20 protein-coding genes, 1 tRNA gene and 1 riboswitch are annotated in these 25890 nt (G+C 53.6%); of the genes, 14 read left to right on the forward strand and 7 right to left on the reverse strand.

What is annotated here, in order from left to right; genetic code table 11:
- Positions 1-4: 4 nt before the first annotated feature.
- Positions 5-520 carry an NUDIX hydrolase gene (locus HKT17_RS02525; protein WP_168426890.1) on the reverse strand — a complete coding sequence of 172 codons (516 nt, stop codon included), beginning with the start codon at positions 518-520 and terminating at the stop codon, positions 5-7.
- Positions 521-578: 58 nt separating this feature from the next.
- A riboswitch (cobalamin riboswitch) is annotated at positions 579-787 on the forward strand.
- A gap of 194 nt (positions 788-981) precedes the next feature.
- Between HKT17_RS02525 and HKT17_RS02530 the strand changes: the two genes are divergently transcribed.
- The 5 genes from HKT17_RS02530 to HKT17_RS02550 all read left to right on the forward strand — a co-directional run bounded on the left by HKT17_RS02530 (position 982) and on the right by HKT17_RS02550 (position 6924).
- Complete coding sequence (locus tag HKT17_RS02530; RefSeq protein ID WP_156799582.1) at positions 982-2907, forward strand: TonB-dependent receptor; 1926 nt, start codon at positions 982-984, stop codon at positions 2905-2907.
- 5 nt (positions 2908-2912) lie between these two features.
- Positions 2913-3785: an ABC transporter substrate-binding protein gene (locus HKT17_RS02535; RefSeq protein WP_171097586.1), complete on the forward strand. Its 873-nt coding sequence runs from the start codon at positions 2913-2915 to the stop codon at positions 3783-3785.
- A 234-nt stretch (positions 3786-4019) separates the two neighbouring features.
- Positions 4020-5147, forward strand: a complete 1128-nt coding sequence (locus HKT17_RS02540) for a Re/Si-specific NAD(P)(+) transhydrogenase subunit alpha (protein ID WP_008249634.1) — start codon at positions 4020-4022, stop codon at positions 5145-5147.
- 13 nt (positions 5148-5160) lie between these two features.
- Positions 5161-5454 (forward strand): NAD(P) transhydrogenase subunit alpha part 2, encoded by a 294-nt coding sequence (locus tag HKT17_RS02545; RefSeq protein WP_008249635.1) that lies wholly within the window; start codon positions 5161-5163, stop codon positions 5452-5454.
- A gap of 24 nt (positions 5455-5478) precedes the next feature.
- A complete protein-coding gene (locus HKT17_RS02550) occupies positions 5479-6924 on the forward strand; it encodes an NAD(P)(+) transhydrogenase (Re/Si-specific) subunit beta (RefSeq protein ID WP_105028185.1) in 1446 nt (481 codons plus the stop codon).
- Between the two features lie 52 nt (positions 6925-6976).
- Here the strand turns inward: HKT17_RS02550 and HKT17_RS02555 are convergent, their stop codons facing one another.
- The 3 genes from HKT17_RS02555 to HKT17_RS02565 all read right to left on the reverse strand — a co-directional run bounded on the left by HKT17_RS02555 (position 6977) and on the right by HKT17_RS02565 (position 9038).
- Entirely contained in the window at positions 6977-7852 is an 876-nt protein-coding gene (locus HKT17_RS02555; protein WP_171097588.1) for an alpha/beta fold hydrolase, read from the reverse strand.
- Positions 7849-8937 (reverse strand): tRNA preQ1(34) S-adenosylmethionine ribosyltransferase-isomerase QueA, encoded by a 1089-nt coding sequence (gene queA, locus HKT17_RS02560; protein WP_205882480.1) that lies wholly within the window; start codon positions 8935-8937, stop codon positions 7849-7851. Before queA ends, HKT17_RS02555 begins: the two co-directional genes overlap by 4 nt.
- A 14-nt stretch (positions 8938-8951) precedes the next feature.
- Positions 8952-9038, reverse strand: a tRNA-Leu gene (locus HKT17_RS02565).
- Positions 9039-9203: 165 nt separating this feature from the next.
- On the opposite strand from HKT17_RS02565, the gene HKT17_RS02570 reads away from it, so the two are divergent.
- The 3 genes from HKT17_RS02570 (at position 9204) to HKT17_RS02580 (ending at position 13542) form a co-directional block, all read left to right on the forward strand.
- The gene (locus HKT17_RS02570) at positions 9204-10784 is read left to right on the forward strand and encodes a GGDEF domain-containing protein (RefSeq protein ID WP_171097592.1); all 1581 of its coding nucleotides are present in this window, start codon (positions 9204-9206) and stop codon (positions 10782-10784) included.
- A gap of 89 nt (positions 10785-10873) precedes the next feature.
- A complete protein-coding gene (locus HKT17_RS02575; RefSeq protein ID WP_171097594.1) occupies positions 10874-11803 on the forward strand; it encodes an NAD(P)-dependent oxidoreductase in 930 nt (309 codons plus the stop codon).
- A 119-nt stretch (positions 11804-11922) separates the two neighbouring features.
- Positions 11923-13542: a DEAD/DEAH box helicase gene (locus HKT17_RS02580; RefSeq protein ID WP_171097596.1), complete on the forward strand. Its 1620-nt coding sequence runs from the start codon at positions 11923-11925 to the stop codon at positions 13540-13542.
- A 29-nt stretch (positions 13543-13571) separates the two neighbouring features.
- On the opposite strand, the gene gluQRS is transcribed toward HKT17_RS02580, so the two are convergent.
- Together gluQRS and HKT17_RS02590 are read right to left on the reverse strand one after the other, a co-directional pair.
- Entirely contained in the window at positions 13572-14495 is a 924-nt protein-coding gene (gluQRS, locus tag HKT17_RS02585; protein WP_171097598.1) for a tRNA glutamyl-Q(34) synthetase GluQRS, read from the reverse strand.
- 12 nt (positions 14496-14507) lie between these two features.
- Positions 14508-15419 carry a LysR substrate-binding domain-containing protein gene (locus HKT17_RS02590; RefSeq protein ID WP_171097600.1) on the reverse strand — a complete coding sequence of 304 codons (912 nt, stop codon included), beginning with the start codon at positions 15417-15419 and terminating at the stop codon, positions 14508-14510.
- Between the two features lie 98 nt (positions 15420-15517).
- Here HKT17_RS02590 and HKT17_RS02595 point away from each other — a divergent pair, with 98 nt between their 5' ends.
- The 4 genes from HKT17_RS02595 to msbA all read left to right on the forward strand — a co-directional run bounded on the left by HKT17_RS02595 (position 15518) and on the right by msbA (position 22543).
- Positions 15518-16228, forward strand: a complete 711-nt coding sequence (locus HKT17_RS02595) for a pirin family protein (RefSeq protein ID WP_171097602.1) — start codon at positions 15518-15520, stop codon at positions 16226-16228.
- Between the two features lie 26 nt (positions 16229-16254).
- Complete coding sequence (locus tag HKT17_RS02600) at positions 16255-16815, forward strand: flavodoxin family protein (RefSeq protein ID WP_008249653.1); 561 nt, start codon at positions 16255-16257, stop codon at positions 16813-16815.
- Positions 16816-16876: 61 nt separating this feature from the next.
- The gene (gene dnaE, locus HKT17_RS02605; protein ID WP_171097604.1) at positions 16877-20407 is read left to right on the forward strand and encodes a DNA polymerase III subunit alpha; all 3531 of its coding nucleotides are present in this window, start codon (positions 16877-16879) and stop codon (positions 20405-20407) included.
- A 369-nt stretch (positions 20408-20776) separates the two neighbouring features.
- A complete protein-coding gene (gene msbA / locus HKT17_RS02610; RefSeq protein WP_171097606.1) occupies positions 20777-22543 on the forward strand; it encodes a lipid A export permease/ATP-binding protein MsbA in 1767 nt (588 codons plus the stop codon).
- Here msbA and rfaQ read toward each other — a convergent pair.
- Entirely contained in the window at positions 22516-23559 is a 1044-nt protein-coding gene (gene rfaQ / locus HKT17_RS02615) for a putative lipopolysaccharide heptosyltransferase III (protein ID WP_171097608.1), read from the reverse strand. The genes msbA and rfaQ overlap by 28 nt on opposite strands.
- Before the next feature lie 163 nt (positions 23560-23722).
- Here rfaQ and HKT17_RS02620 point away from each other — a divergent pair, with 163 nt between their 5' ends.
- Positions 23723-24856, forward strand: a complete 1134-nt coding sequence (locus HKT17_RS02620) for a glycosyltransferase family 4 protein (RefSeq protein WP_171097610.1) — start codon at positions 23723-23725, stop codon at positions 24854-24856.
- Between the two features lie 17 nt (positions 24857-24873).
- A complete protein-coding gene (locus tag HKT17_RS02625) occupies positions 24874-25677 on the forward strand; it encodes a hypothetical protein (protein WP_171097612.1) in 804 nt (267 codons plus the stop codon).
- Positions 25678-25890 lie beyond the last annotated feature (213 nt).

Consider the following 25890-nt stretch of genomic DNA (forward strand, 5'->3'; position numbering starts at 1 on the left):
ATGCTTACGACACGCCGGGGGGCATGGGCCCTGCAAGTACGCTGGGATGTGTGTAAACATGCTCAAGCGGCATGATGGGTTGCTTGCCGGCTTTCCAGTTCAGGAAATCCTCAACGCAGCGCATCACCAAGGGGCTGCGGTGTTGGTCTTGCGTGGCGCGCAGTTCTTCAACCGTCATCCACAGGGTGCGAATAATGCCGTCGTCCAGGGCACGCTCTGTGTGGTGTTTAACCACCTCGGCTGCAAATGCGAAGCGAAGGTAAGTGACATCTTCCAGCGTGCGTGAGCTGGTGTAGCGACTCATGTAAATACCCAACAACCCCACAGGGTTTACTTCCCAGGCCGATTCTTCCAGTGCCTCGCGCGCAGCACCAAACTGCGGCGTTTCACCTGGGTCCAGGTGGCCTGCGGGTTGGTTCAGTTTGATGCCATCGGTGGTGTGTTCTTCCACAATCAGGAATTTGCCCTGATGTTCAACAATGGCCGCTACTGTAACGCTGGGTTTCCAGACTTCTGACATGGCTTTCAATCGCACTACTTAAACAGGGTGCGCCGAGGGTTGAGAGTTAAAAAACACGTTAGAATAGCAGGGTTAAGGTGCTTGTGCTCATTTTTTGAGCGCAGTTAAACGGGAAGCAGGTTCAAGCCTGCGCTGCCCCCGCAACGGTAAGTAAGTGCGGGTGTGTCATTTTGCCACTGGTAGTAAAGCTGCTCTAAATGCAGCAACTGGGAAGGCGACACATCAAAACTTACAAGCCCGGATACCGGCCTTGACCGTTCAGCCTGTCCCATTCAGGCGAGCGACTGGTGCTGCGGGGAGGCAGTGCGCAGGCGGCTAATTGCTTCTAATCGAACTTTTTTCCGTAACTTACCCTGGCGTATTGTCCGCGGTTTTGTTGCGCGCACTGTTCTTTCGCCTGTTCTTTGTCTTCTCCAGTGAATTTATTGCTGCACGGTGGGTGCGGTTTACTGGAGTTCAAGGTGTCTATTCGTTTTCAAAAATTACCAATCGTTTGTTTGTTGGCTGCTTCGCCAGCGCTTGCCCAGGAAGAATTGGCCTTTTATGCGCTGCCGCCTGTTTTCGTGTCCTCCACACACACTGCTGTGTCAGAAAAAGATCAACCATTTTCAACCACGGTGATTACCGCTGAGCAGATTCGCCAGTCTGGTTACACCACCGTACGTGACGTGCTTTCCAAGCTGGCTTTGGTCAATGTGCGTACACCGCTGGACGGCAGTCGCAGTGCATCAGTTGATTTACGTGGCTTTGGAGAAACTGCGTCGGCCAACGTGGTGTTTGTGGTCGATGGCGTGAAGCTCAACGACAACGAGGGTGTTACGCCGCGTTATGGCAGCATACCTGTTAGTAGCATTGAAACCATTGAAGTAATTCGCGGTGGAAGCTCTGTTGCCTATGGCAGCGGTGCCAGTGGCGGTGTCATTCGAATTACCACTAAAAAAGGCAGGGGGCGTGAAGGTTTCGGTGGTGACGTATTTGCATCTTATGGTTCCTATGACACCAAAGAATTGGGCGCAACCCTGTACGGTGGTGCGAATGGTTTCTCACTTGTGTTCAACGGATCAAAAGAGTTTACGAACGGGTACCGCGACAACAGCGAAGCCAGCCGCGATTTGGGTAGCCTTGCGCTGGATTGGCAAGGCGATGTGTACAGTGCAGGCGCATCTTTCTCGGCTGAGGGGTCCAAGTCGCGTTTTCCCGGTTCATTGAACCGCGCGCAGTTCGAGCAGAACCCAAAGCAAACGAACAGCCCCAATGATTTCGGCTCTTTTGAGCGAAATACATTCCGGTTTTATGGTGAGGCGGATTACGGCAATTGGGGCACTGGTGTGCGTGTAAGTCGACGCACTCACGAAGCATTGGGATCGTTTGATTTTGGTACCTTCGTTTTTGACGCTCGTTCGGAATATGAACAAGATCAAATCAGTCCTTACCTCACTTTCACGCTGCCCCACAGCACGGGTGCCCATGTGATTCGGGTTGGTTACGACATTGAAAAAGCAGCTTTGCGAGGGTTCGATGCAGGTACGCTGGAATCCAATGCGATTTTTATTGAAGATGACTGGACTGTGAATGATGTTCTGCGAATCAACGCGGGTAGTCGTTACGAGCGTTCCGAGCAGCAAAAGGCCAGTGGCCAGACACGCGATTATTCTCTGGTGGCGCACCAGTTAGGCGCTTCATGGAAAGCTGCCGAAAATCTCACATTGTTCTCGAAATTGGCTCGCAGTTTCAGAATTCCGAATGCCAATGAAAACGGGTTTGCGGGTGTTGGCACCACACGTGTTCCATTTTTGAATCCTCAAATTGCTGACGAATTTGAAGTGGGTTTGAAAACAGGTTTGTGGAATGGTGAGTTCAGCTCGACGCTGTTCGTGATGGATGTGGACAATGAATTGTTTTTCGACCCGACCATTGTGGACCCTACGATGTTCATCAACGGTTTGAACAGCAATTTGGACGAACTGCGCAGGCAAGGCGCAGAGCTGAAATGGAATGGCAGTATTCGGAAAGACCTGCGCATGATCGCGGCATACCAGTATTTGGATGCTGAGTTTAAATCAGGCTCGCTGAGTGGAGGCCGTGTTCCTCTGGTGGCTGCCCACAATTTGAAGGTGGCCACCGAATATGACTGGACATCGAGTGTGTCGACAGAGGCAATTTTGAATATTCAGTCGGATCAACGTTCAGCCGCGAATACGGATCTGCAGATCCCGGGCTTTGGCGTGCTCGATTTGAACTGGAGATATCGTGCTGATTCGTACAGTGTGGTGTTCCAAGTTCAAAACGTGTTGGACAAGCAATACTACCGAACCCAGTTCGGCCCGAACGGCATTTATCCGGAAATTGGTCGTGCGTTTTTTGTTAATCTGAATGCCGAGTTTTAATTGTCATGAAATGCATTCGTTTGCTCGCAGCGGTTTGCCTGACCTGGCTTTCTGGCCAGGCAGTGGCTGCTGTCTGCGTCCAGGACGACACAAACCAAACCGTGTGTGTACAGCAAGCCCAGCGAGTGCTGGTGCTTGCACCGCACCTCACGGAAATTGTGGATTTCGTGGGTGGCATGAGCAAGGTTATCGCTGTGGATGGTTCCAGTAATTTTCCGGAAAGCGTGAATACTTTGCCCAAGTTAGGTAACCCGTGGATGCTCGGTGCAGAATCAATTCTCGCCCGCAAACCCGATTTGGTGTTGGTGTGGCAATCAGGTATTTCAATGGAAGTTGTGGCACAGCTTCGCAAAGCGGGTGTGCCAGTATTTGTCAGCGAGCCCAAGAAAATTGAGCAGGTGGCTAGCACTATGCGCAGGTTGTCTGCCCTGCTGGGCACAGAACAGAGAAGTGCTTCCCGCATAGACGATTGGTTGCAGCAGTTCAAGTCTTTGCGAGCCGAGTACGGCGGTCGATCAATAGTGCCGGTGTTTTATCAGGTGTGGAGTCAGCCATTGATGACTTTGGGTGGGCAGCATGCAGTATCCGAGGTGATTGAGCTGTGTGGCGGGCGAAACATATTTGTTGATTTGCCAAACCTTGCTGCACAGGTGAGCGTGGAAGGGGTACTGAAGCGCAAGCCCGAGGTGTTGCTGGCAAGTGGCTCCGAGCGAGATCATCAAAGTTTCGTCATGCAATGGGCCAGCTGGCCTCAGATGCCAGCTGTAAAGCGCAACCAGGTGTACACCTTGCCGAACGATATTTTGGTGCGCAATGGCCCCCGTCTGATTCAAGCTGCCAAGCTGGTGTGCGCGCACATTGAGCAGGCTCGCCGCTGAATTTTTGATTCAGAAGCAGCCCTTCGCTTCTCACCTTGCGCCAAATGATGCTTAGATCATTAACTCAACACCATTTCAAACGATTCAATTATCATTTGACAAGAATTATTGTCAGATGCTGGGTTGTGGTTATCCCTTAGATTGGGTGATACTACCGTGCTATAGTCCGCACCAGCAGTGTATTTGCAGTTCCTAAACATCAAATAAAAGCGCTTTCCCACAAGGAGAAGTTCCATGAAAATCGGAATCCCGGCCGAGACAAGGTCCGGAGAAACGCGTGTAGCCGCAACACCTGAAACGGTGAAGAAGCTCATTTCTCAAAAACACGAAGTGTTTGTTCAAGCAGGTGCAGGTATTGCCAGCTCGATTACCGATCAGGCCTACAGCGATGTGGGTGCCACAATTGTTGATCGCGCAATGGATGTGATCAGCAACTGCGACATGATCCTCAAGGTGCGTGCGCCAGCAGAAAACGAGTTGTCTGCTTACCGTGCAGGCCAAGTGGTGGTCGGCATGCTGAACCCCTTTGACAATGCTTCCCTGGAAGCCATGAATAAGGCTGGCCTGACTGCATTTGCGCTGGAAGCCGCGCCACGCACTACTCGCGCGCAAAGCATGGACGTGTTGTCATCACAAGCCAACATTGCCGGTTACAAAGCCGTGATGATTGCGGCCAACGTTTACCAGCGTTTTATGCCCATGTTGATGACCGCCGCCGGTACAGTCAAAGCCGCTCGCGTGTTGATTCTGGGTGTTGGTGTTGCAGGCTTGCAAGCGATTGCAACGGCCAAGCGTTTGGGTGCGGTAATTGAAGCATCTGACGTACGACCCGCCACGAAAGAACAGGTGGAATCGTTGGGTGCAAAGTTTGTGGATGTACCTTTTGAGTCGGATGAAGAGCGCGAAATAGCCCAAGGTGTGGGTGGTTATGCCCGCCCCATGCCTGAAAGCTGGATGAAGCGTCAGGCTGCTGCCGTTCATGAAAAAGCGATCAAAAGCGACATCGTGATTACCACGGCATTGATTCCTGGCCGAAAGGCGCCCACATTGCTGCACGAAGACACCGTGCGTGCCATGAAGCCCGGTTCAGTCGTGATCGACTTGGCTGTGGAGCAGGGGGGCAATTGTCCCTTGTCCAAATTGAACGAAATTGTCGACGTCAACGGCGTAAAAATAGTGGGTTATGCAAACCTGGCCGCCATGGTGGCTGCGGATGCATCTGCGCTGTATGCCCGCAACGTGATCGATTTCCTGAAGCTTGTTTTCGACGGCGAAGGCACCTTCAAGATCGACATGGAAGACGATATTGTTGCTGCGTGCCTGATGTGCACCGGCGGCGAACTCAAACGCAAAAACGCTTAAGGAAGGAGCCAACATGGACGCAATTAGCCCCACCGTGGTCAACCTGATTATTTTTGTACTCGCCATTTACGTGGGTTACCACGTGGTTTGGAACGTAACCCCCGCGCTGCACACCCCATTGATGGCGGTGACCAACGCAATTTCCGCAATCGTGATCGTGGGTGCCATGCTGGCAGCCGCGCTGACCGTAACGCCCCTGGGCAAATTCATGGGTGTGCTGGCTGTGGCCTTGGCCGCTGTGAATGTGTTCGGTGGATTTTTGGTCACCCGTCGCATGCTTGAAATGTTCAAGAAAAAGAACAAATAAACCAACAGCGATCTGGAGAAATTTATGGAATTGAGTTTCAACGCAGTGACGCTGTTGTACCTGGTGGCGTCAATCTGTTTCATTCAGGCTCTTAAGGGCCTTTCACACCCCACAACTTCGCGTTTGGGGAACACCTTCGGTATGGTGGGCATGGCAATTGCCATTGCCACTACAATCGGCCTTATCTTCAAGCTGGCTGAAATTGCTGGGCAATCGGCCGTAACCGGTTTGGGCTGGGTACTGGCTGGTTTGGTGGTGGGCGGTGGTTTGGGCACCGTCATGGCCAAGCGTGTCGAAATGACGAAAATGCCTGAGCTGGTGGCTTTCATGCACAGCATGATTGGTTTGGCTGCTGTGGCCATTGCGATCGCTGCTGTAGCCGAGCCCGACGCATTTGGTATCACCGCCAAGGGCAATTTCGACATTCCACTGGGTAACAAAATCGAGCTGTTCATCGGTACCTTTGTGGGTGCAATTACCTTCTCGGGTTCAGTGATCGCTTTTGGCAAGTTGAGCGGCAAGTACAAGTTCCGCCTGTTTCAGGGCGCACCTGTGCGTTTCACGGGTCAGCATCAGCTGAACGCAATTCTTGGCATCGTGATGATTGGTTGCGGTGTCTGGTTCGCTATTACGCAAGACTGGACGCCCTTTGTCATCATGACGATTGCAGCTTTCATCCTGGGTGTCACGCTGATTATTCCAATCGGTGGTGCCGACATGCCCGTGGTGGTGTCCATGCTGAACAGCTACTCTGGCTGGGCGGCAGCAGGTATTGGCTTCTCGCTGAACAACAGCATGTTGATTGTGGCGGGTTCGCTGGTGGGTTCTTCCGGTGCGATTTTGTCTTACATCATGTGTAAGGCCATGAACCGCTCCTTCTTCAACGTGATTCTGGGTGGTTTTGGTGGCGAGGCCGATGCAGGCGCAGCAGGTGGTGGCCAACAACGCACCGTGAAAAGTGGCTCGTCTGACGATGTGGCCTTCTTGCTGACCAATGCGGAAACCGTGGTGATTGTGCCTGGTTACGGTTTGGCCGTGGCTCGCGCGCAGCACGCCCTGAAAGAACTGAGCGAGAAGCTGACTCACATGGGTGTTACGGTGAAGTATGCGATTCACCCAGTTGCGGGCCGTATGCCTGGCCACATGAACGTGTTGCTGGCTGAGGCTGAAGTGCCCTACGACCAGGTGTTTGAGATGGAAGACATCAACAGCGAATTTGCACAAACCGACGTGGTGTTGGTGCTGGGTGCGAACGATGTGGTGAACCCCGCAGCAAAAGACCCCAAGAGCCCGATTGCAGGCATGCCAATTCTGGAAGCCTACAAGGCAAAAACCATTATCGTGAACAAGCGTTCAATGAACGCGGGTTACGCCGGTTTGGACAACGAGTTGTTCTACATGGACAAAACCATGATGGTGTTTGGCGATGCCAAGAAAGTGATTGAAGACATGGTGAAAGCGGTCGAGTAAGCTCGACGCAAATCGCTTGTTTTCAAAAGGCCCGGTGAGAAATCACCGGGCTTTATTTTTTTGCGAGGTCGCAGATGCGTTGCACGACCAGCCCGGTGTGTTCCATCGGCAAGAAGTGCGTGGCATCGGCAATCACCTCGATGTGGGCCTTGGGCAAATGCTTCTGAATGTGCGCGTGTGCGGTGGCGGGAAATGTAGATCCTCGACTTGCTGCCAGAATATGGATTGGGCAGCCTGGGTCACGAATCCAGCGCGCGGCATTGGGCTCTGTGTGTTGAAAGGTGAGTGATTCCCAGCTGGGTGGGCAGGCCAGTTCAACTTCATTGTTGTGGCTGGGCACAAAACCATGTTCTACATAGGCTTGTAGCCATTCATCGCTCCACGTACCAAATGCTTTTTTGCTGCGGTAATTCTCAAAAGCGTCTTGGTGTGTTGGGAAACTTGCCCGCCGTCGGGCGGCTGCTGCAGCCATGGCAATTCGGTCAGCAAAGCCAAACCAGTTTGCCAAGCGCAAGGCAAAACCTTGCTTGGGGTCTAGCAACACCGGTTCTACCAATACAAGGCCCTTTACTTTGTGAGGGCGTTGGGCTGCTGCCGCAAGGCTGGTGGTGGCACCGATTGAATGCCCGGCAAGCAACATGGGTTCGCTGGCCTGGTCAAGCACGGCGATTAGGTCTTGATAATAAGTGGACCAGCCGCGAAATGTTTTTGGGTTGCCCGCTGACCGGCTTTCGCCATGTCCGCGCATGTCCCAGGTGTGTACGTCAAAGTGTGGCAATAACTCGCGTAGCAATGGGGTGTAGGTTTTGGCGTTAAACCCGGTGGCGTGTGCCCAATGCAGTTTGGGTTTGTTTCCGGAGTTAGACCAGCGCATCATTTGTATAACGCTGCCATCGTGAGAAACAACGGGGTATGCAGATTCGATCATTTGGAGCGTTCAAGCCACATGGCGTCGCCGTAACTGAAGAACCTGTATTGTTGCGCAATTGCATGCGCATATGCGTTGAGTATGTTGGTTTTTCCGGCAAAAGCAGACACCAGCATCAGCAAGGTGCTTTTGGGTAAGTGGAAATTGGTGATCAGCCTGTCGACCACTTTGAAGCTGTAGCCGGGTTTGATAAAAATTTGCGTGTCGCCGCCATGGCCGCTACGCGCAAATTCTGCTGCCTTATTCAAACCTTCGGTGGTGCTTAAATTGCAGCCTGTTTCCGTGGCCCAGGCCTCCAATGCCCGCAGGGAAGTGGTGCCCACTGCAACCACTTTGCCACCATTTTCTTTGGCTTTGATCATGGCTTCGATGAGCGAACCCGAAATGGCGTAGCGCTCGCTGTGCATCACGTGTTCATCCACGTTGTCTGTTTTAACAGGCAGGAAAGTACCAGCGCCGACATGCAATGTCAGGTTCAACAGCTGTACGCCGCGCGCCTGTGCGTCTTGTAGCAGCTTTTCGGTGAAATGCAGGCCCGCTGTAGGGGCTGCCACAGCACCTGGTTCGCGCGCAAACACGGTTTGGTAGCGTTCATCGTCTTGTGCGTTGGCGCTGTGTTCAATGTAGGGGGGCAGGGGCAGGGCGCCATACGTATCCAGTAGATCGGGCAGGCTCAGGCTGCTTTCCAGCAACTCCAGCTCGTACATCATGTCGTGTTTGGTCAGCACACGGGCTGTGGCCGCGCCAGCCAATACAATTTCACTGCCCGGTTTGGGTGACTTGCTGGCCCGAATCATGGCGGTAAAGCGCCTGTCGTCGAGAATTCGCTCCAGCATCACTTCGATTTTTCCGCCACTGGCTTTGTGGCCTTCAAGGCGAGCCTTCAGCACTTTGGTGTCGTTAACCACCAGGACATCATTGGGCTGAAGCAAGTTCAGCACATGCGCGAACAGGTGATCTTCAATGGGTTTGTTGTTGTTGCAAACAAGCAAGCGCGACTCACCACGGTGTTCCGGGGGGTGTTGGGCAATCAGTTGTTCAGGAAGATCAAAATCGAATTCGGACAGTTTCATGGTTGCTTTCATGTTGTCCTGGGGGCTGGTGCCGAGGGCGGGAATCGAACCCGCACGTTATCTCTAACACTGGATTTTGAGTCCAGCGCGTCTACCAATTCCGCCACCTCGGCAAGCCCGCAATTATGGCAAAAAACAATATTGAACACAACACCCCTTTGCAGAAATAAGTCATTTTTTTTGCGATTGCTGAAAATGTGCCCCTCTCGTGGGATTACCGCTTGCGCAGCGAACCCACATACTGGTTGTGTACCTTATCCAAAACGGGTTTGTTCACAATGTCTTTCAAGTGGAAATGGTTGCTTACTACGTTTGTAGCCCAGTTGCTGCTGGGGGGCATTTTCACGACCATTCAATACATACACATGGGCAAATTGGCCGAGCAGGATCTGCTTCGCATTCAGGAAAGTTTTCAATCCGAACTGACCAAGGCTCATTTGGCCAACAACAGCCATTCGCTGAACGCACTTTCTTCAATCGTTCGGGATTTCTACTCGCGCCACAAACCCGCAGCCGTGTGGGTGAACGAGGGCAGCGAGATGGCTTATGCCATGGGCGACGTGCCCGACGACCTGACCCCGGCGGCAACCCCTTTGTTGTCGATTTTTGATTTACCAAATACCGGGCAACAACTGAAGGTGTTGTTTGATGAAAACGAAGTGTACCGGGGCCGCAATGACATGCTGTTTTACCTGGCCGGTGTGTTTTTATTGAGTGCGCTGGCCTGCTCAATGATTCTGTTGGGCTTGAGCAATACCCTGTCTGCCCGGCTCGAGGACCTTCGCAGCAAGGCCATGGAATTGCAGTCTGGAAAAATTCAGTCCCGAATCGAGGTAACCGGGCGTGATGAAATTTCCTGTCTGGGTGCGGCCTTCAACAGCATGGCCCAGGCCATTGAGCTGCAAATGAAGGCCATGGAGGAAAGCCATGCACGGTCTGTGTCCGAGAAAAACCGACTCGACATGCTGTTGTCGTCTCTGGCCAGTGGCGTTGCTTATCTGGACGAGCATTTCAACTTGCTTTATTTGAACAAAGCCCTGGCAAAAATGCTGAAAATTGAAGCACTCAATCCCGAGTCGGCGAAGCTTGAGTCGGTGTTGATTCAAGCTGGGGTGGTTCGAGAGCAGCGAATTCGTTTGAAAGACTTGGTGACTGATTACTTTGGGAACCATGAGATGCCTGTTGAACTGAATTTCACGGATGGCCGGGTGCTGCAATTCCGGTTTGCGGTGTACAACGACAAAATTCAGGGTGCCCATGCGGTGTTGATTGTAGACGACGTCAGTATTCGCAAAAATGTGGAGGACTTGCGCAATGAGGTAGAGCGCGATCCACTGACTGGCGTGCTGAACCGACGGGGGTTTGATATGACCCTGGAGGCTCGGCTTTCACGACTGCTGCCGGGAGAAACTCTTGGGCTTATGTTTCTCGACCTTGACGGGTTCAAGGCCGTGAATGACACCCTGGGCCACAAAGCAGGCGATCAAATTTTGAAGACCAGCGCCACATTGCTGAAGGGCGCAACTCGAAACGTGGACCATGTTGCGCGCTTGGGCGGCGACGAATTCGCCATTATTGTGGCCCGCTGTAATATTCAATTGCTTAAAAACATTGCGGAACGAATTATTGAATCATTTGCCTGCGACAAGCTATTGGTGCGTGTTCGGCAAAACCATGGTTTGACGGTGTCGTGCAGCATTGGCGCGGCCATGCACCCACTGCATGGGCATTCCATTCAACAGCTGCTTGAAATTAGCGATGAGCAAATGTATCAAGCCAAGAAGGCGGGTAAAAACTGCTATCGAATTGCCGGAGTGGCCACTGAACTTTTGCTTGGTGATGCAGCAGTCAAGGTCTAAGTTGGTCAAATGTTTTCATGGTTAGCCCCAGTGTCGAAGCCAGCGATTAGCCGGTAGCCTTCTAGCAACTGAACTGGAGACACAAGACCATGAACATTGTTTGGCTGGAAAGCGAAACCGTACGTACCCCGTTGCCTCGCCCAGAGTGCGCGCACACGTGGACTGAATACCCTTTCACCACTGCAGACACGCTGAAAGAGCGCATCAAGGAAGCGGAAATTCTGATTATCAACAAGGTGAAAATTGGCCCTGCCGAGCTGGACGCAGCACCTAAACTGAAAATGATTCAATTGGTGGCCACGGGTACCGACAACGTGGACAAAGCGGCTTGTGCCGAGCGCGGCATCAAGGTAAGCAATGTGGTGAATTACGGCCCCGAATCCGTGGCTGAGCACGCGATGGCGTGTATTTTGCAGTTGACCCGCCGTGTACCCGAGTGGGAAACGTTGGTGCATGATGGCAGTTGGAGCGCATCGCGCTTTTTTTGCCTGCACACACTGCCCATGCGTGGCCTGCACACCCAAACACTGGGCGTGCTGGGTAGCGGGGCGATTGGCGGCAAGTTGATTGAATTCGCCAAGGCTTTTGGCATGACTATTTTGCACATTGAACGCCAAGGCGTTGAAAAACCTCGTGAGGGGTATGTGACTTTCGAGCACGGACTGGCCCACAGCGATGTGCTTAGCCTTCATTGCCCCTTGAACGATCAAACCAAAGGTTTGATCGGACCAGACACCATTCCCAAAATGAAAAAGGGCGCGATACTGATTAACACTGCACGCGGTGGTTTGGTGCAGTTTGATGCGCTGAAACAAGCCATAGAAAGTGGGCACTTGGGCGGTGCTGCACTCGATGTGCTGGAAGTAGAGCCGCCGCCCCGCGATCACCTGATGGTGCAGTGGCAGCACCCGCGCTGCATTATCACGCCACACGTGGCTTGGGGCACTGAAAGTTCGCAGGCCAACGCTGGGCGTTTGGCCATTAAACATGTGGACGAGTTTATTGCTGAAAACCTGTAAGCAGACTGGGTCGATTGGCTGTTGTATGAAAAGTACATTTGCTGCACCCAGCCGGTGCAGCAAGTGAATTTAAAGCGATTGCACAAATAATAAGCACCAAATAGGCTTAGAATGCGTGCATGACACAAACTGAACCGTATACCACCAACGCAGCTGAAGAAGCTGCACTCGCGAATGTAACCTTTGCAGACTTCGCGCTGCACCCCGACATCCAGAAAGCCATTGATGCCCAGGGGTACACCCAACCCACACCCATTCAAGCCAAAGCCATTCCAGTGGTGCTGACTGGCGTGGACGTGATGGGCGCGGCCCAGACCGGTACGGGCAAAACCGCTGGCTTCTCATTGCCGATTTTGAACCGCTTGATGCCGCTGGCCACGGAGAACACGTCGCCTGCCCGCCACCCGGTTCGTGCGCTTATTTTGACGCCCACTCGGGAGTTGGCTGACCAGGTTGCTGCCAATGTGCACACCTACGCCAAGTTCACTCCTCTGCGTTCCACTGTGGTGTACGGCGGTGTTGACATTAACCCCCAGATTCAGGCGTTGCGCCGTGGGGTTGAGTTGGTGATTGCCACGCCTGGGCGCTTGCTGGATCACGTTCAGCAAAAAAGCATTAACTTGGGCCAAGTGCAGGTGCTGGTACTGGATGAAGCCGACCGAATGCTGGATATGGGCTTTTTGCCCGACCTGCAACGAATAATCAATTTGTTGCCCAAAACGCGCCAGAACCTGTTGTTCTCCGCTACGTTCTCGCCTGAAATTCAGAAGCTGGCCAAAAGCTTCATGGCTTCGCCCACATTGATTGAAGTGGCGCGCCGCAATGCAACTTCCGAGAACATCAAACAGGTTATTTTCGCGCTCGACAGCGAAGAAGATAAACGCATGGCGGTTTGCCACCTGATTCAAAGCAAAGCGCTAAGCCAGGTCATTGTGTTTTCAAACACCAAGCTGGGCACTGCCCGTTTGGCGCGTCACCTTGAAAAAGAAGGTGTATCGAGCACAGCCATTCATGGCGACAAAACCCAGATTGAGCGAACCAAGTCGCTTGAAGCGTTCAAGGCTGGTGAAGTGACGGTGCTTGTGGCCACCGATGTAGCCGCACGCGGTTTGGACATTGCTGATTTGCCTTGCGTGATCAACTACGACCTGCCCACCACGCCTGAAGATTATGTGCACCGCATTGGCCGCACTGGCCGTGCTGGCGCCAAGGGCACTGCGTATTCGTTTGTCGTAAAACGCGATGAACGTGCCTTGAAAGACATTGAAAAGCTGATTGGCAAAGCCTTTGTGCGTGAAGAACTTGAGGGCTTTGTGCCTGGGGTACGCGCGCCAAGGGAAGAGCGAGGCGGTCGCGAAGGTCGCAGCGAGGGACGTGGCGAAGGCCGCAATGAGGGCCGCACTTACGAGGGTCGTTCCGACCGTCGCCCGGCACGAAGTGGTGATGAAGCTGCACCGGCCCGTGAACGCCGCCCTTCACGTGATATGTCTTATCAGGGGGCCCGTTTCAACGACAATGCGCCAATTCATCGCGATGCGGAATACGAACGCTTGCGTGCCAAGCTGGCCCAAACACGTGTGAAAGACTCGTTGTTCAATCAGCCTTATCAAGAATCCAAGGAAGACAAGGCCGCTGGTGAAGCTGCTGCTTCGGGTCAGTCTTCGGTTGGCAACAACAAACCAAAAAACAAGAATGCCGCGCCTGTGGCGTTTTTGTTGGGTGGTAGTCCGAGAAACTAAGCCCAGAACCTGAGCCACGCAATTAAGACTTATCGCGCAGCTCGCGCTGCCCGATAATTGGCCCAAACCAGAGTCGCCAATTCAAGCCACTGAGTCACTTCAGTGGCTTTTATTTTGCCCAAACCGAAGTGTTGCCACACGGTATTCAAGTTCAGCACAGGGTCGTGTTCGGGCACAGCCAAAGCACCGGTTTGTTTGGAAAGTTTTTGCCCGTCTTCGGCCAGTATCACTGGCAAGTGCCAATAGCTTGGGGGAATCAATGTAGCTTGAGCAGCAGTTTGCGCATCAAGCCCGCCCTGCAAGGCCTTCCACACGGCAATTTGCCGGGCGGTGGTGTCTGCCAGATCTTCGCCGCGCACAATGTGCGTCACCTTGCTTGCCAAATCATCGACAACCACGACTAGGTGATAAGCCCAAAACCCATCGCCTCGTTTCAATACAAAATCGCCACTACTGGCATTCAAGTCGTCATTGAATGTACCTAGCCGGTGGTCGTGCCACTGTATTGGCTCGGTCGGGCAGCGAAAACGAATTGCGCGTGCCTCGCGGCCTTCAGGCATGCCTTGGCGGCAAGTGCCGGGGTAAATGCGGTTTTCGCCAAGCGCCCGCTGTGAATTGGCGTCGTCGATTTCCTTTCGGGTGCAGGCGCAGGGGTAGGTCAGGTTCAGAATGTTCAGGTGTTTCAAAGCGGTTTCATACACTGAATGCCGTTGCGATTGCACCCACACCTCCCCTTGCCATTGAAGGCCATGGCGTTTCAAGGTGCGCACAATGTGTTCAACAGAAGCCTTGTCGCAACGCCCCTCGTCAATGTCTTCAATGCGCAAAAGCCATTGCCCGTGGTGCACCTTGGCATCCAGAAAGCTGCCCAGTGCGGTGGCCAGCGAACCCAAATGCAGTGGGCCAGTGGGCGAGGGGGCGAATCGGCCAATGTAGGGCGCTGGAGCGGGCATGTTCTGCACAGTTTATTGAGGTGGCTGGAAGTTAAGTTGCACTGTGGCCAGGTGCTTGGTCCACCAGTCGAGCGCCTTGCCTTGGCTTCCGCGTTGCCATGCAAAGCACAGGCTGCTTTGCCGGGTCACATCCTCGGTTTTCTTGATCAGCAAGTCGCCGTTCGCAACTTCGTGCTCAATCAAATTCCAGGGCAGCCAGCCACAACCCAAACCGGCCAGTTGGGCTTTCACCTTGGCTTGCAGATTGGGTACCGTCAGCACGGCCTGCCCGCTTTGCAAACCAAATGTCAGGGGTTTGAAGTTGCGGGAGGTGTCACCCACGGCCACTGCACGGTATTGGCGAATGGTGTCTATGCACAAGGGCTCTTCCGCATGGGCCAGCGGGTGATCGGGCGCTACCGCGAACACGAAAAGTGATTGGCCAAAGCTTTGAATGTGTAAGCCGGTGGCGCTGGCAAACTGGTTTTGATCCAGACGACTGCCAATCAGTAGGTCGGCTCGACCCGAGTACAAAGCCTCCCAGGTGCCCGACAGCACTTCGCTCGAGAAACGCAGCCGGGTGGGGCTTTCCAGCGCATCAAACGCCTGAATCCAGGGAATGGCCTTCTCGAACGGCACCACTGAATCCAGCACAATCCGCAACTCGGCCTCCCAGCCACTGGCCACGGCTTTCACACGCTTGGTGAGTGCATCGGTGCTTTCAAGTAACTTGCGACCCTCCTCCAGCAGGGCTTTGCCCGCAGGGGTCAACTTGGCTTTGTGGCCCGACCGGTCGTAGATCAGAACATCCAGGCTTTCTTCCAGTTGTCGCAGTTGGTAGGTGATTGCCGAAGGCGCTTTGTTCAAGGCCACCGCAGCGGCGGCAAAACTGCCCCGTGCTTCAATCAATTCAAGCAGGGCAAGGCTGTCGAGGTTGATGGTCATGGGGTTCAGTTTTTTTGAATGAGTTCGTCAAATTCTACGCCTTGTTTGGCTGCATGGCACCACCTACACTGAATTCATCATTCAACAGGAGGTTGAACATGTTCCAGATCAGAAAATCCAGCGAGCGCGGTTATGCCAACCATGGTTGGCTCGAGAGCTACCACAGCTTCTCCTTTTCCAGCTACTACGATCCCAAGCACATGGGCTTTGGCCCTTTGCGCGTGATCAATGAAGACATTGTTCAACCGCAAACCGGGTTTGGTACCCATGGCCATCGCGACATGGAAATCATCACCTACATGTTGGGTGGCGAACTAAGCCACCGGGACAGTCTGGGCGGTGGTTCTGCCATCAAGCCCAATCAGATTCAGCGCATGAGCGCAGGCACCGGTATTCGCCATTCCGAAATGAATGCGCACAAAACCGATGCTGCGCACTTGCTGCAAATCTGGATTGAGCCTGCGGTGAATGGCGTTGAACCTGGCTACAAAGACCACGACCTGGATGTGGAAAGCATTACCGGCCAGTTGGGACTGGTGGTAACAGGCGACAAAGCCGAGGCCGAGGCAAAGAAAATTGCCTTTATTCACCAGGACGCAAAAATGTACGCAGGCCGCTTGAGCAATCAAAGCGTGCACCGCGAGCTGGACCCCGCACGCAAAGGGTATCTGCATGTGGCCAAGGGTTCGCTGAGCGTGGGCAATGTGCTGTTGCAAACCGGCGATGCACTCTTGATTGCAGGTGAACGTGAGCTGAATTTTGACGTAAGTGAACAGGCCGAAGTTCTTTTCTTCGACTTGCCCGCTTGATTGTTACAACAACGAGGGAGTAAAAAATGACACAAGTTGCAATTGTTTATCACAGTGGTTACGGCCACACCGCAAAAGTGGCCGAGTTTGTTCAGCAGGGCGTGGATGCTGTGGAAGGTGTACAAAGCCACCTGATTTCTGTGAACGACGTGAACGATGCCACATGGGACGTGTTGGCCAAGGCTGACGCCATTATTTTCGGCTCGCCCACCTACATGGGCGGGGCTTCGGCGGACTTCAAAAAGTTTGCTGATGCGTCCAGCAAAGTGTGGTTCAGCCAAGGCTGGAAAAACAAGGTGGCGGGTGGTTTTACCAACTCGCTTTCCATGAGTGGCGACAAGCTCAGCACGCTGCAATATTTTGTAACCTACGCCATGCAACACGGCATGATCTGGGTGGGCAGTGCCACACCCGGCGCGCAAAAGCCAGGTGATGTGGCAGAACTGAATCGTGTGGGCTCTTGGGTGGGCGTGATGACCCAATCCGACAATGCCCCTGCAGACGTTACTCCGCCTGCGTCTGACCTTGAAACTGCGAAGATTTACGGCAGCAGGGTGGCCGAGTTTGCAAAGAAGTTGTCGGCCTAATAGTTAGCCCAAGACGTGAATGGGCTGTAATCAAATATCCGTTTGCGGATAAAATGGGGGGATGACTAATTCATCCCCCACATTGCCTTCCACGTTTGTTCACCTGCGCATGCACACCGAGTTCTCGGTGCTCGACGGCATGGTGCGCGTGGGCGAGGCTGTCAAAGCCGCCGCAGGCTGCGGTATGCCTGCCCTGGCCATTTCCGACCTGTCCAACCTGTTTGGTCTGATCAAGTTTTACGGCAAGGCGCGTGGTGCTGGCGTTAAGCCAATTGCTGCTTGCGATGTGTGGATTGAAAGCGACCGCGACGAAGAACAACCCGCACGCATGTTGCTGCTGGTGCAAAACCACAAAGGTTATTTGCAACTTTGCGAGTTGTTAAGCCGGGCGTTTTTGCGCAACCAGAAGCGCGGCAAAGCCACGTTGAAATTTGAGTGGTTTGATGAGGTAGGTTGTGATGGCCTGATCGCTGTATCAGGGTTTGCCAATTCCGATATCGGCCAGTTTTTGCTGGGTGGCAACATGGCCCGCGCCGAAGATTCGGCCCGCAAATTCCTGAAGTATTTCGAGGGGCGCTATTACATTGAGCTTCAGCGCGATGGGTCCACCCAGGCCGAGAACCTGGTGAATTTGAGTTGCCAGTTGGCTGCCAAGTTGCAGTTGCCTGTGGTGGCCACGCACCCAATCCAGTTTTTGAAGCCCGAAGACTTCCGTGCGCATGAGGCGCGGGTGTGTATTGCGCAGGGCGAAATTTTGTCGAATCCGCGCAGGCCTCGCCGCTTCACCGAGCAGCAGTATTTCAAAACCGCGCAGGAAATGGCAGAACTGTTTGCCGACATTCCCAGTGCCATTCGCAACAGCATTCGAATCGCCCAGCGCTGCAATTTAACGCTTGAATTGGGCAAACCCAAGCTGCCCGCATTCCCCACGCCCGATGGCATGACACTGGACGATTACCTGGTGCATTTGTCCAAGGAAGGTTTGGAAAAACGCTTGGCGCACCTGTTCCCGAATATCGAGGAACGGGAAAAAATGCGTCCGGAATACGAAGCGCGTTTGAAAATTGAATGCGACACCATCATTGGCATGGGCTTTCCTGGTTACTTCCTGATTGTTCAGGACTTCATCAACTGGGGCAAAAGCAATGGCGTGCCCGTGGGGCCTGGCCGGGGTTCTGGTGCAGGTTCGCTGGTGGCTTATGCCTTGGGTATTACCGATCTTGACCCGTTGCGGTACGACTTGCTGTTCGAGCGTTTCTTGAACCCTGAGCGGGTTTCAATGCCCGACTTCGACATTGACTTCTGTCAGGACAACCGCGACCGCGTCATCGACTATGTGAAGCAAAACTACGGGCGCGATGCGGTCAGCCAAATTGCAACTTTTGGTACCCTAGGCGCGAAAGCGGTTATTCGTGATGCAGGCCGTGTGCTCGACATGCCCTACATGTATTGCGACGGCCTGTCGAAACTGATTCCGCAAACCCCAGCCGACCCTTGGGACCTGGACCGGGCCATGGCCGACGAACCTACCTTCCGTGAACGGGTGGAAAACGAAGACGAAGCCAAGGAAATTATTGCCGTGGCTCGGCCACTCGAAGGCCTGACCCGCAACGTGGGTATGCACGCGGGTGGCGTGTTGATTGCGCCGGGCAAGTTGACTGACTTCTGCCCTTTGTATTGTGCCGATGGTTCTACCGATTCCGTGGTGTCGCAGTACGACAAAGACGACGTCGAAGCCGTGGGCCTGGTGAAGTTCGACTTCTTGGGTTTGCGCAACCTGACCATTCTGGACTGGGCTGTGCGTTGGGTGCGCGAAAACTATGAAGACCAGCGCGATTTCCGCCTGGAAGACCTGCCGCTGGACGACCCGGCTGTGTATCAGTTGTTCTCAGATGGCAACACCACCGCTGTGTTTCAGTCTGAATCGCGTTCTGCGAAAGACCTTGAAAAGAAACTAAAGCCCGACAACTTTGAAGACATCATCGCCTTGATGGCGTTGAACCGCCCCGGTCCTTTGGGTTCCGGCATGGTGGACGACTTTATTGCCCGCAAAAAAGAAACTTCGAAAACCGGCAAAGGGCGTGCGGAGTGGTACTTCCATCCCAAGCTCGAAGGCATCCTGAAAAGCACCTACGGTGTGATTGTTTACCAAGAGCAGGTGATGCTGGTTGCCCAGATTTTGGCGGGCTACAGCCTGGGTGGCGCTGACCTGCTTCGCCGCGCGATGGGTAAAAAGAAGCCCGAAGAAATGGCCAAGCAGCGTGAAATTTTCACGACCGGTGCAACCGAGCGCGGCGTAGACCCCGCAGTGGCCAAGCAGCTTTTCGATTTGATGGAAAAGTTCGCGGAATATGGTTTCAACAAATCACATTCGGCTGCTTATGCGCTGATTGCCTACCACACGGCCTGGTTGAAGGCTCATTACCCCGCTGAGTTCATGGCGGCGTCCATGAGTTCTGATATGGACGACACCGACAAAGTAAAAATCTTTGTTGAAGACGCCATGGCCATGTGCCAGGTGCCGGGAAAAAAAGCGGGCACCACAGTCACCATGCTGGGCCCGGATGTGAACGAATCCAACTTCCGTTTCACAGCGGTGCGCATTGATGGTGAAAAACGCGCCAGCGCCATTCGTTACGGTTTGGGTGCTGTAAAAGGAACTGGCCAGGCTGCCTGTGAGGCCATTGTTGCCGAGCGCAACGCCAATGGTCCGTTCACCAGTCTGTTCGATTTCGTGAAGCGTGTAGACAGCAAACAGATCAATCGCCGGGTGATTGAGGCACTGATTCGCGCAGGTGCTTTCGATTCTCTGAACCCAGACCGCGCAAGGTTGTTGGCCAGTTCAGGGCAGGCCATGGAATGGGCTGCTCAACAGGCCGCCACAGCGGCACAGGTGAGTTTGTTCGGTGAAGCCTTGGGTGGCGATGCACCGCCGGAATTGGTGGAAGTGCCCACCTGGAGCGAACGTGAAAAGCTGCAGCAGGAAAAAGCGGCCTTGGGTTATTACTTCAGCGGGCATTTGTTCAAGGCCGATGAAGACAAAGTGCGCCAGTTCGTCAAACTGAAGTTGAAAGACCTGTCGCCTGGCCGGGATTTGGTGTGGATGGCGGGTGTAATCGCATCGCTGCGCACCATGATGACCAAGCGCGGGAAAATGGCGGTTGTGTTGCTCGACGATTCTACCGCGCAAGTTGAATTGTCAATTTTCAATGAGCAGTTTGAAGCCAACCGCAACCTGCTCAAAGAAGATTCGCTACTCGTGCTGCAAGGCAAGGTGTCTGAAGACTCTTACACCGGTGGTTTGCGAATTTCAGCCGAGAACCTGTATTCGCTGGCCAGTGCACGTGCTCACTTTGTCAGCCGCCTGAGGCTTAGCATGAATGGACAATCGGATGCTGAAAAGCTGCGCGCCCTGCTGGAACCTTTTCGTGACCCTGAGCAGGGTTGTTTGGTTGAAATTGACTATCACAATGGCCATGCAGCCTGCGTGGCGCAACTGAGCAGTGATTGGAAAGTGCGCCCGGAAGAAGACCTGCTGATTGAAATGCAAGGCTGGTTGGGTGAAGGCAATGCCAAGTGGGTTTTTGGCTAATTGATCAGCCTGTTTGGCGGAAACTATGGCGCTGTCGCCAACTCCGCTAGGGCTCGGTTGCGTGATCAATCAGCAGAGATGTCCCAATCGCCTCGCCTTCAAGAAAACCTGCCCTTGCGTGCCGAGCAGGGCCGGTGTTGCCCAGCATGGGCGACAGAGAACGATTCCGACCCGCTTTTTAGGAGGATCGTTATCAGGCATCGCAAGGCTCAGCAAGGGATAAACAGGTTTTCTGGCGAGAGATTGGGATTCGCGCTGATTGTGCAAGCGAACACGCTGATTGTGCGACGAACACATGCCGCTTGAGTCGAACCCGCTTGCCACCCACAACCGTGTAAACTTCGAGCATCCAATCCACGTTCACGTTGCATGCCCGAAATCACCGACTACACCGCCAAAGGCCTATACAAACGCCTGCTTTCCTACAGCCTGCGTTATTGGCCGCTTTTTGCGACATCTCTAATTGCCCTGGTGTTCGCCGCTGTCACTGAGCCCTTGTTTGCCAGCCTGATGAAGCCGCTGATCGACGAGAACTTTTCCGGCGAGCGAACCGAAATGGCGAAGTGGCTGCCGGTCATCATCATTGTATTGTTCCTCATCCGCGGTTTGGCCACGTACATCAACGAGTATTGCAGCGCCAAACTGGCTGGCTTGGTGGTTCACGATTTGCGATTTGACATGCTGTCCCGAATTTTGCGTTTCCCGAATTCATATTTTGTTGAGCAACCCGCCGGGAAAATTATTTCTACGGTGTCTACCAACGTGGATGCGGTCACCGAAGCGGGTTTCAACATCATCACTGTGCTGATTCGTGACGGTGCAATTGTCATTGGCCTTATGGCTATTCTGCTTTACACCAATTGGCAACTCACCTTGATCTGCTTTGCAATTCTTCCCTTGATAGCCATTGGTGTGTCGGTGGCAGCCAAGCGCTTGAACCGCTTTGCACACAGTGCGCAAACCTCGCATGCCGATTTGGTACAAAGCATTTCCGAGGTGATTGGCGCGCAAAAAATCATCAAGATTTACGGTGCGCAGCAGGTTGAAACCGATCGCTTTATGAAAAGCGCGGATGAAATCATGAAAAGTCGCGTGAAGCTGGTGGCCACCAGCGCGGCCAACTCCGCAATTGTTCAGTGGATACTTGCTGCTGCTGTGGCTGCTGTGGTGTATTTCGCCGGCATTTTGGCTGAAAGCGACAGTATGACTGCGGGCGATTTCGCCTCTTTCATGACCGCGATGATGATGTTGTTGGCCCCAGTGAAGCGCCTGACCAACATTAACCAGCAGCTTCAAAAAGGCTTGGCGGCTGCCGACAACGTATTCCGGGTTGTCGACCGCTCGGTTGAAAATTCCAGCGGCACCCACACCACCGATCGGGCGCTGGGTTACATTGAATTCAACAAAGTGGGTCTTACCTTTCCTGGTGCCGAAGCGCCTACATTGATCGACATTAATTTGTGGGTCAAACCCGGGCAAACGGTGGGTATTGTGGGTGTGTCGGGCGGTGGCAAGTCAACCCTGATCAACCTGCTGCCTCGTTTTCTGGACCCCACAAGTGGCGTGGTGAAGCTGGACAGTGTTGATTTGAAACAATGGGATTTGCAGTGCCTTCGCCGCCAAATTGCAGTGGTAACCCAGGAAAGCCATTTGCTGAACGACACCGTGCGCAACAACATTGCTTACGGCGAAATGCGTGGTGCCAGCGACGAAGCCATTTTGAATGCCGCCCGCATGGCCAATGCCCTGCCATTTATCGAAAAACTTGAAAATGGTCTGGATACGGTGCTGGGCGATAACGGACTGAGATTGTCTGGTGGCCAGCGCCAGCGTATTTCAATCGCACGGGCATTCCTTAAGAACGCCCCAATTCTAATTCTCGATGAAGCCACTTCTGCACTCGATTCCGAAGCAGAGCGTGAAGTTCAAGAGGACATGGAACGATTGCGCCATGGTCGAACCACACTGGTGATTGCACATCGATTGTCCACATTGACCACGGCCGATTTCATTATCGTGTTGGACCAAGGCAAGTTGATTGAGCAGGGCACTCACCAAGAACTGTTGGCCAGGCAGGGCAAATACCAATACCTGCATTCCATTCAAAATCAGTCCACAAGTTTGTCTACTGACTGAATCACAACTTCAGTGGGAATGGCTGCCAGTAAACGGGTCGTGTCGTCTGTATTAATACTGTCGGGGTGGGGAAGTGGCCCAAAGTCGCCCGCGTAAATGACGGTGGCTTTGTCCGACCAAGGCCGCCATTCCTGTACCCACGAGGGGCCAAACAGCGCCACCTGCGGCACATTCAATGCCGCGGCCATGTGCATGGGTGCGGAATCTACGCCCACGTAAAACTTGCTCAATTTCAGCAAAGCCGCCAACAGCGGCAGGCTCATTTTGCCGCCCACATTCACCAACTGGCTTGAACGCTTTGAAAACTTGGCACGTGCCAAGCGTTCAATTTCGGCAGTCATGGCCACTTCCACGGGGTCGGGGCTGCAGGTGAGTACCACGTGCAAACCTTTGTTCAGCAAATGCACAACCACGTCGGCAAACTTGTCGTCTTCCCAGCATTTGAAGGGCCAGCGGGCAGCGGGGTGAATCAATACAAATGGCCCGTTCACTTGGTGCCCGGCCAAGAGTTTGTCGGCTTTGTCCAGGTTTTCAGGGCTTGGGCGCAACACCATTTCACCGCGCAGGCTGCGGGGGTTGATACCCAAGGCTTGCAGGCACAGCAGGTTTAGCTCCACGGCGTGTGCTTGCCCCCGGGGTGGGGGTACCACACGGTGTGTAAAGCAGGCGTGCCACAGGGCCTTGTCGCGTTTTGCATAGGCCATTTGTACGCGCACGGGCGCATTCGAAAAGCGCGCAATCAGGGCACCAATCCACTGGTCAGTCAAATGCAACACGGCATCGTAACGGGTACGCCTTACCTGAAACACCAGGCCAAGTTCGGCTTTCAGCCTTGCAAAACCTTTCAGCTTCCGGTCGATACACAGCACCCGGTTAAGGTGCGGATTGTTTTGCAACAGGGGCGTGGTTTCTTTGTAAATCAGGGTATCAACCTGTATGCCGGGAAATTGGTCGTGCAAGGCGTGGTACAGGGCCGTGGTTAACAGCACATCGCCGTGATGCCTTAATTTAATCACCAAAATTTTCTGCAAAGTATTTCAACCCGGTATTGATTAGAGTGAATTCACGCCCATGCGTGTGCGGTGGCGCATTAAACTGCCAAGTGAGCCCGCACATACGTTGAGCAAACACAGAGCGAATATAGACCGTGATTTCAACCAATTTTGTTTTCCAATTCAAATGACCAGCATTTTCTTCTCTGAAAGTTCCAAAAATATCGGTGGTCAAGAACTGCAATTGCTTGAGCAGGCAGTGGGCCTGAAAGCCAAAGGTTACACCCCCTATATATTGTGCCGGCCAGGCAGTCGAATTTCTCAGGAAGCCTACAAGCTGGGTTTGAATGTTGAGTTTGTGGCATTTCGCAATGCCATTCACCCGCCCAGTGTTTTAAGGCTGGCCAATTTGGTTCGGCAGCACAAGCCGGTGGCGGTGGTGTGCCACAGCAGCCACGATGCCAATTTGTGCTCTATTACCATTCATACCCTGGCAAAAATTGGTTTGCTCAAGCCCCGGCCCACGTTAATTCGTATGCGCACTTACCAGCCCGGCCCGGCCAAAGCATTCACTTACAACCAAATGTTTGATCAAACCTTCACGCCCAGCCAGGCCCTGAAAGACCAGCTGCTGCAAAACACGGGCGTACTGCCCGAAAAAATCGGGGTGTTGTATCCCGGTGTTGATTTTGAAAGTATCGCTGCTGCGGCGGCGCTTGGTTTGCCCCCTGAACTTGATGCCCGCCTGAGCGATTTGCAGCAGCGCCCTGTGATTGCCCATGCGGCCATGTTTCGGGTTGAGAAAGGGCACAGCTTCATGTTGCAGGTGGTGAAAGCCTTGCTCCCACAGTTTCCCAATTTGTTGTACGTGGCAGCCGGCGAGGGTGAAACCCGCCAGGCCATCGAAACCGAAGCACTGCGTTTGGGCTTGGGCAAACATGTGGTGCTGCCGGGCATGTTGAACCCAGTGGCACCGCTCATCAAGCGTGCGGATGTGTTGGTCATGCCTTCCAGTTACGAGCCTTTGGGCATGAGCCAAATTGAAGCTTTGGGTTTGGGCGTGCCCGTGGTGGTCAGCAACGTAGGCGGTTTGCCTGAAACCGTACAAAGCGGCGTGACTGGCTATGTGTGCCCGGCACCCCATGCGCCTGGTGCGCTGGATGCTTGGGTTCAAGCACTGGGTGTCGTGCTGGCTGAACCCCAAAAAGCCCGCGACATGGCCGCACTGGGCCGGCAAACAGTGCTGGCCCAGTTTGGCAAACAAAGCAATATTGATGGCTTGGTGGGCACCATTCAAACGCCTCGGTTGGGTCGCTCTTGATGCCTGGGTGTTTGCCAGTGAGTCAGCGAATTGGTGTGTGGTTTGGCCAAGGGCTACACAGTGCCCTGGCGGCACGCGCGGCATGGGGGCAATTGCAGGCTGAATATCCCGGTGCGGATTGGGTGTTGTTTGGCCCCCGAGGCAGCTTGTTTTTGTTTGAAATGGACGCACGGGTGCCCGTGTACATCCCCTTGCGCGCCTTGGAACCCCGCCGCCCCGCGCAAACCCGCCTTTCTTATTACCTTGAAAAACGCGCCCAGTTTAAAAAGCTGCGCGGCTTGAAGCTCAACCTTTGTATTGGGGTTTCTGCTTCGGTGCCCTTGCCTGAATTGAACCTGCAAGCGGTCACGCAGTTTCAGCACGTGCAAAAAATGTTGGGTATCGGCGGAAAGTTCATGCAGCAAGAGTTATCAGTTTTTCTTCAGGCTGAACGGCCCTTGTTACAGGCCGGGCCCCAAGCCTTGGCTTATGCAACCCAGCTTTATCGCAAAACATCACCGAGTCTGATCAAGGCTGTGGCCTTGCTGTATGCCGAAGAAAATGCACCCAGTCTGGATTTGCAATGGCAGGCCCTGCAACGCAGCCTTGCTCAGCTTGGCGGCAATACGCACTTAACCGTAGCGGCAGTTGTTGGGGAAAATCGATTACTCGCCCGGCAATTGAGTGCTAGTCAGCCCGGCTGGTTACAACTGGGTTTGCCCCAGGCCATGGGCCTGATTGCGTACGCGGATCGGGTGATCAGCGCTTCAGAAGCCATCACCCTAATTTGCGCAGAAATGGGCCGCTCAGACCGCCTCTTGTTGGTTAAAAGTCACAGTTAATGCATGGCCTCAACAGTCTCCTGCTTTGGTGCCTCGTTTGCCTGGTTCTGAAATTCTAAGTTTTTCATTCACAAGGCTTTTTGCGGCTCTCGGGGCAATTTTGGCGAATTGTTGATGTCATAAAACTATGGGAATGATCAATTTCTCCTGTTGCACGTCAGCGACAAAAACACCGATTTCCCCATTCTCACACCACGATTTGGTTGGTCGGCC

The organism is Limnobacter sp. SAORIC-580, from assembly GCF_013004065.1.
Taxonomy (GTDB): Bacteria; Pseudomonadota; Gammaproteobacteria; order Burkholderiales; family Burkholderiaceae_B; genus Limnobacter; species Limnobacter profundi.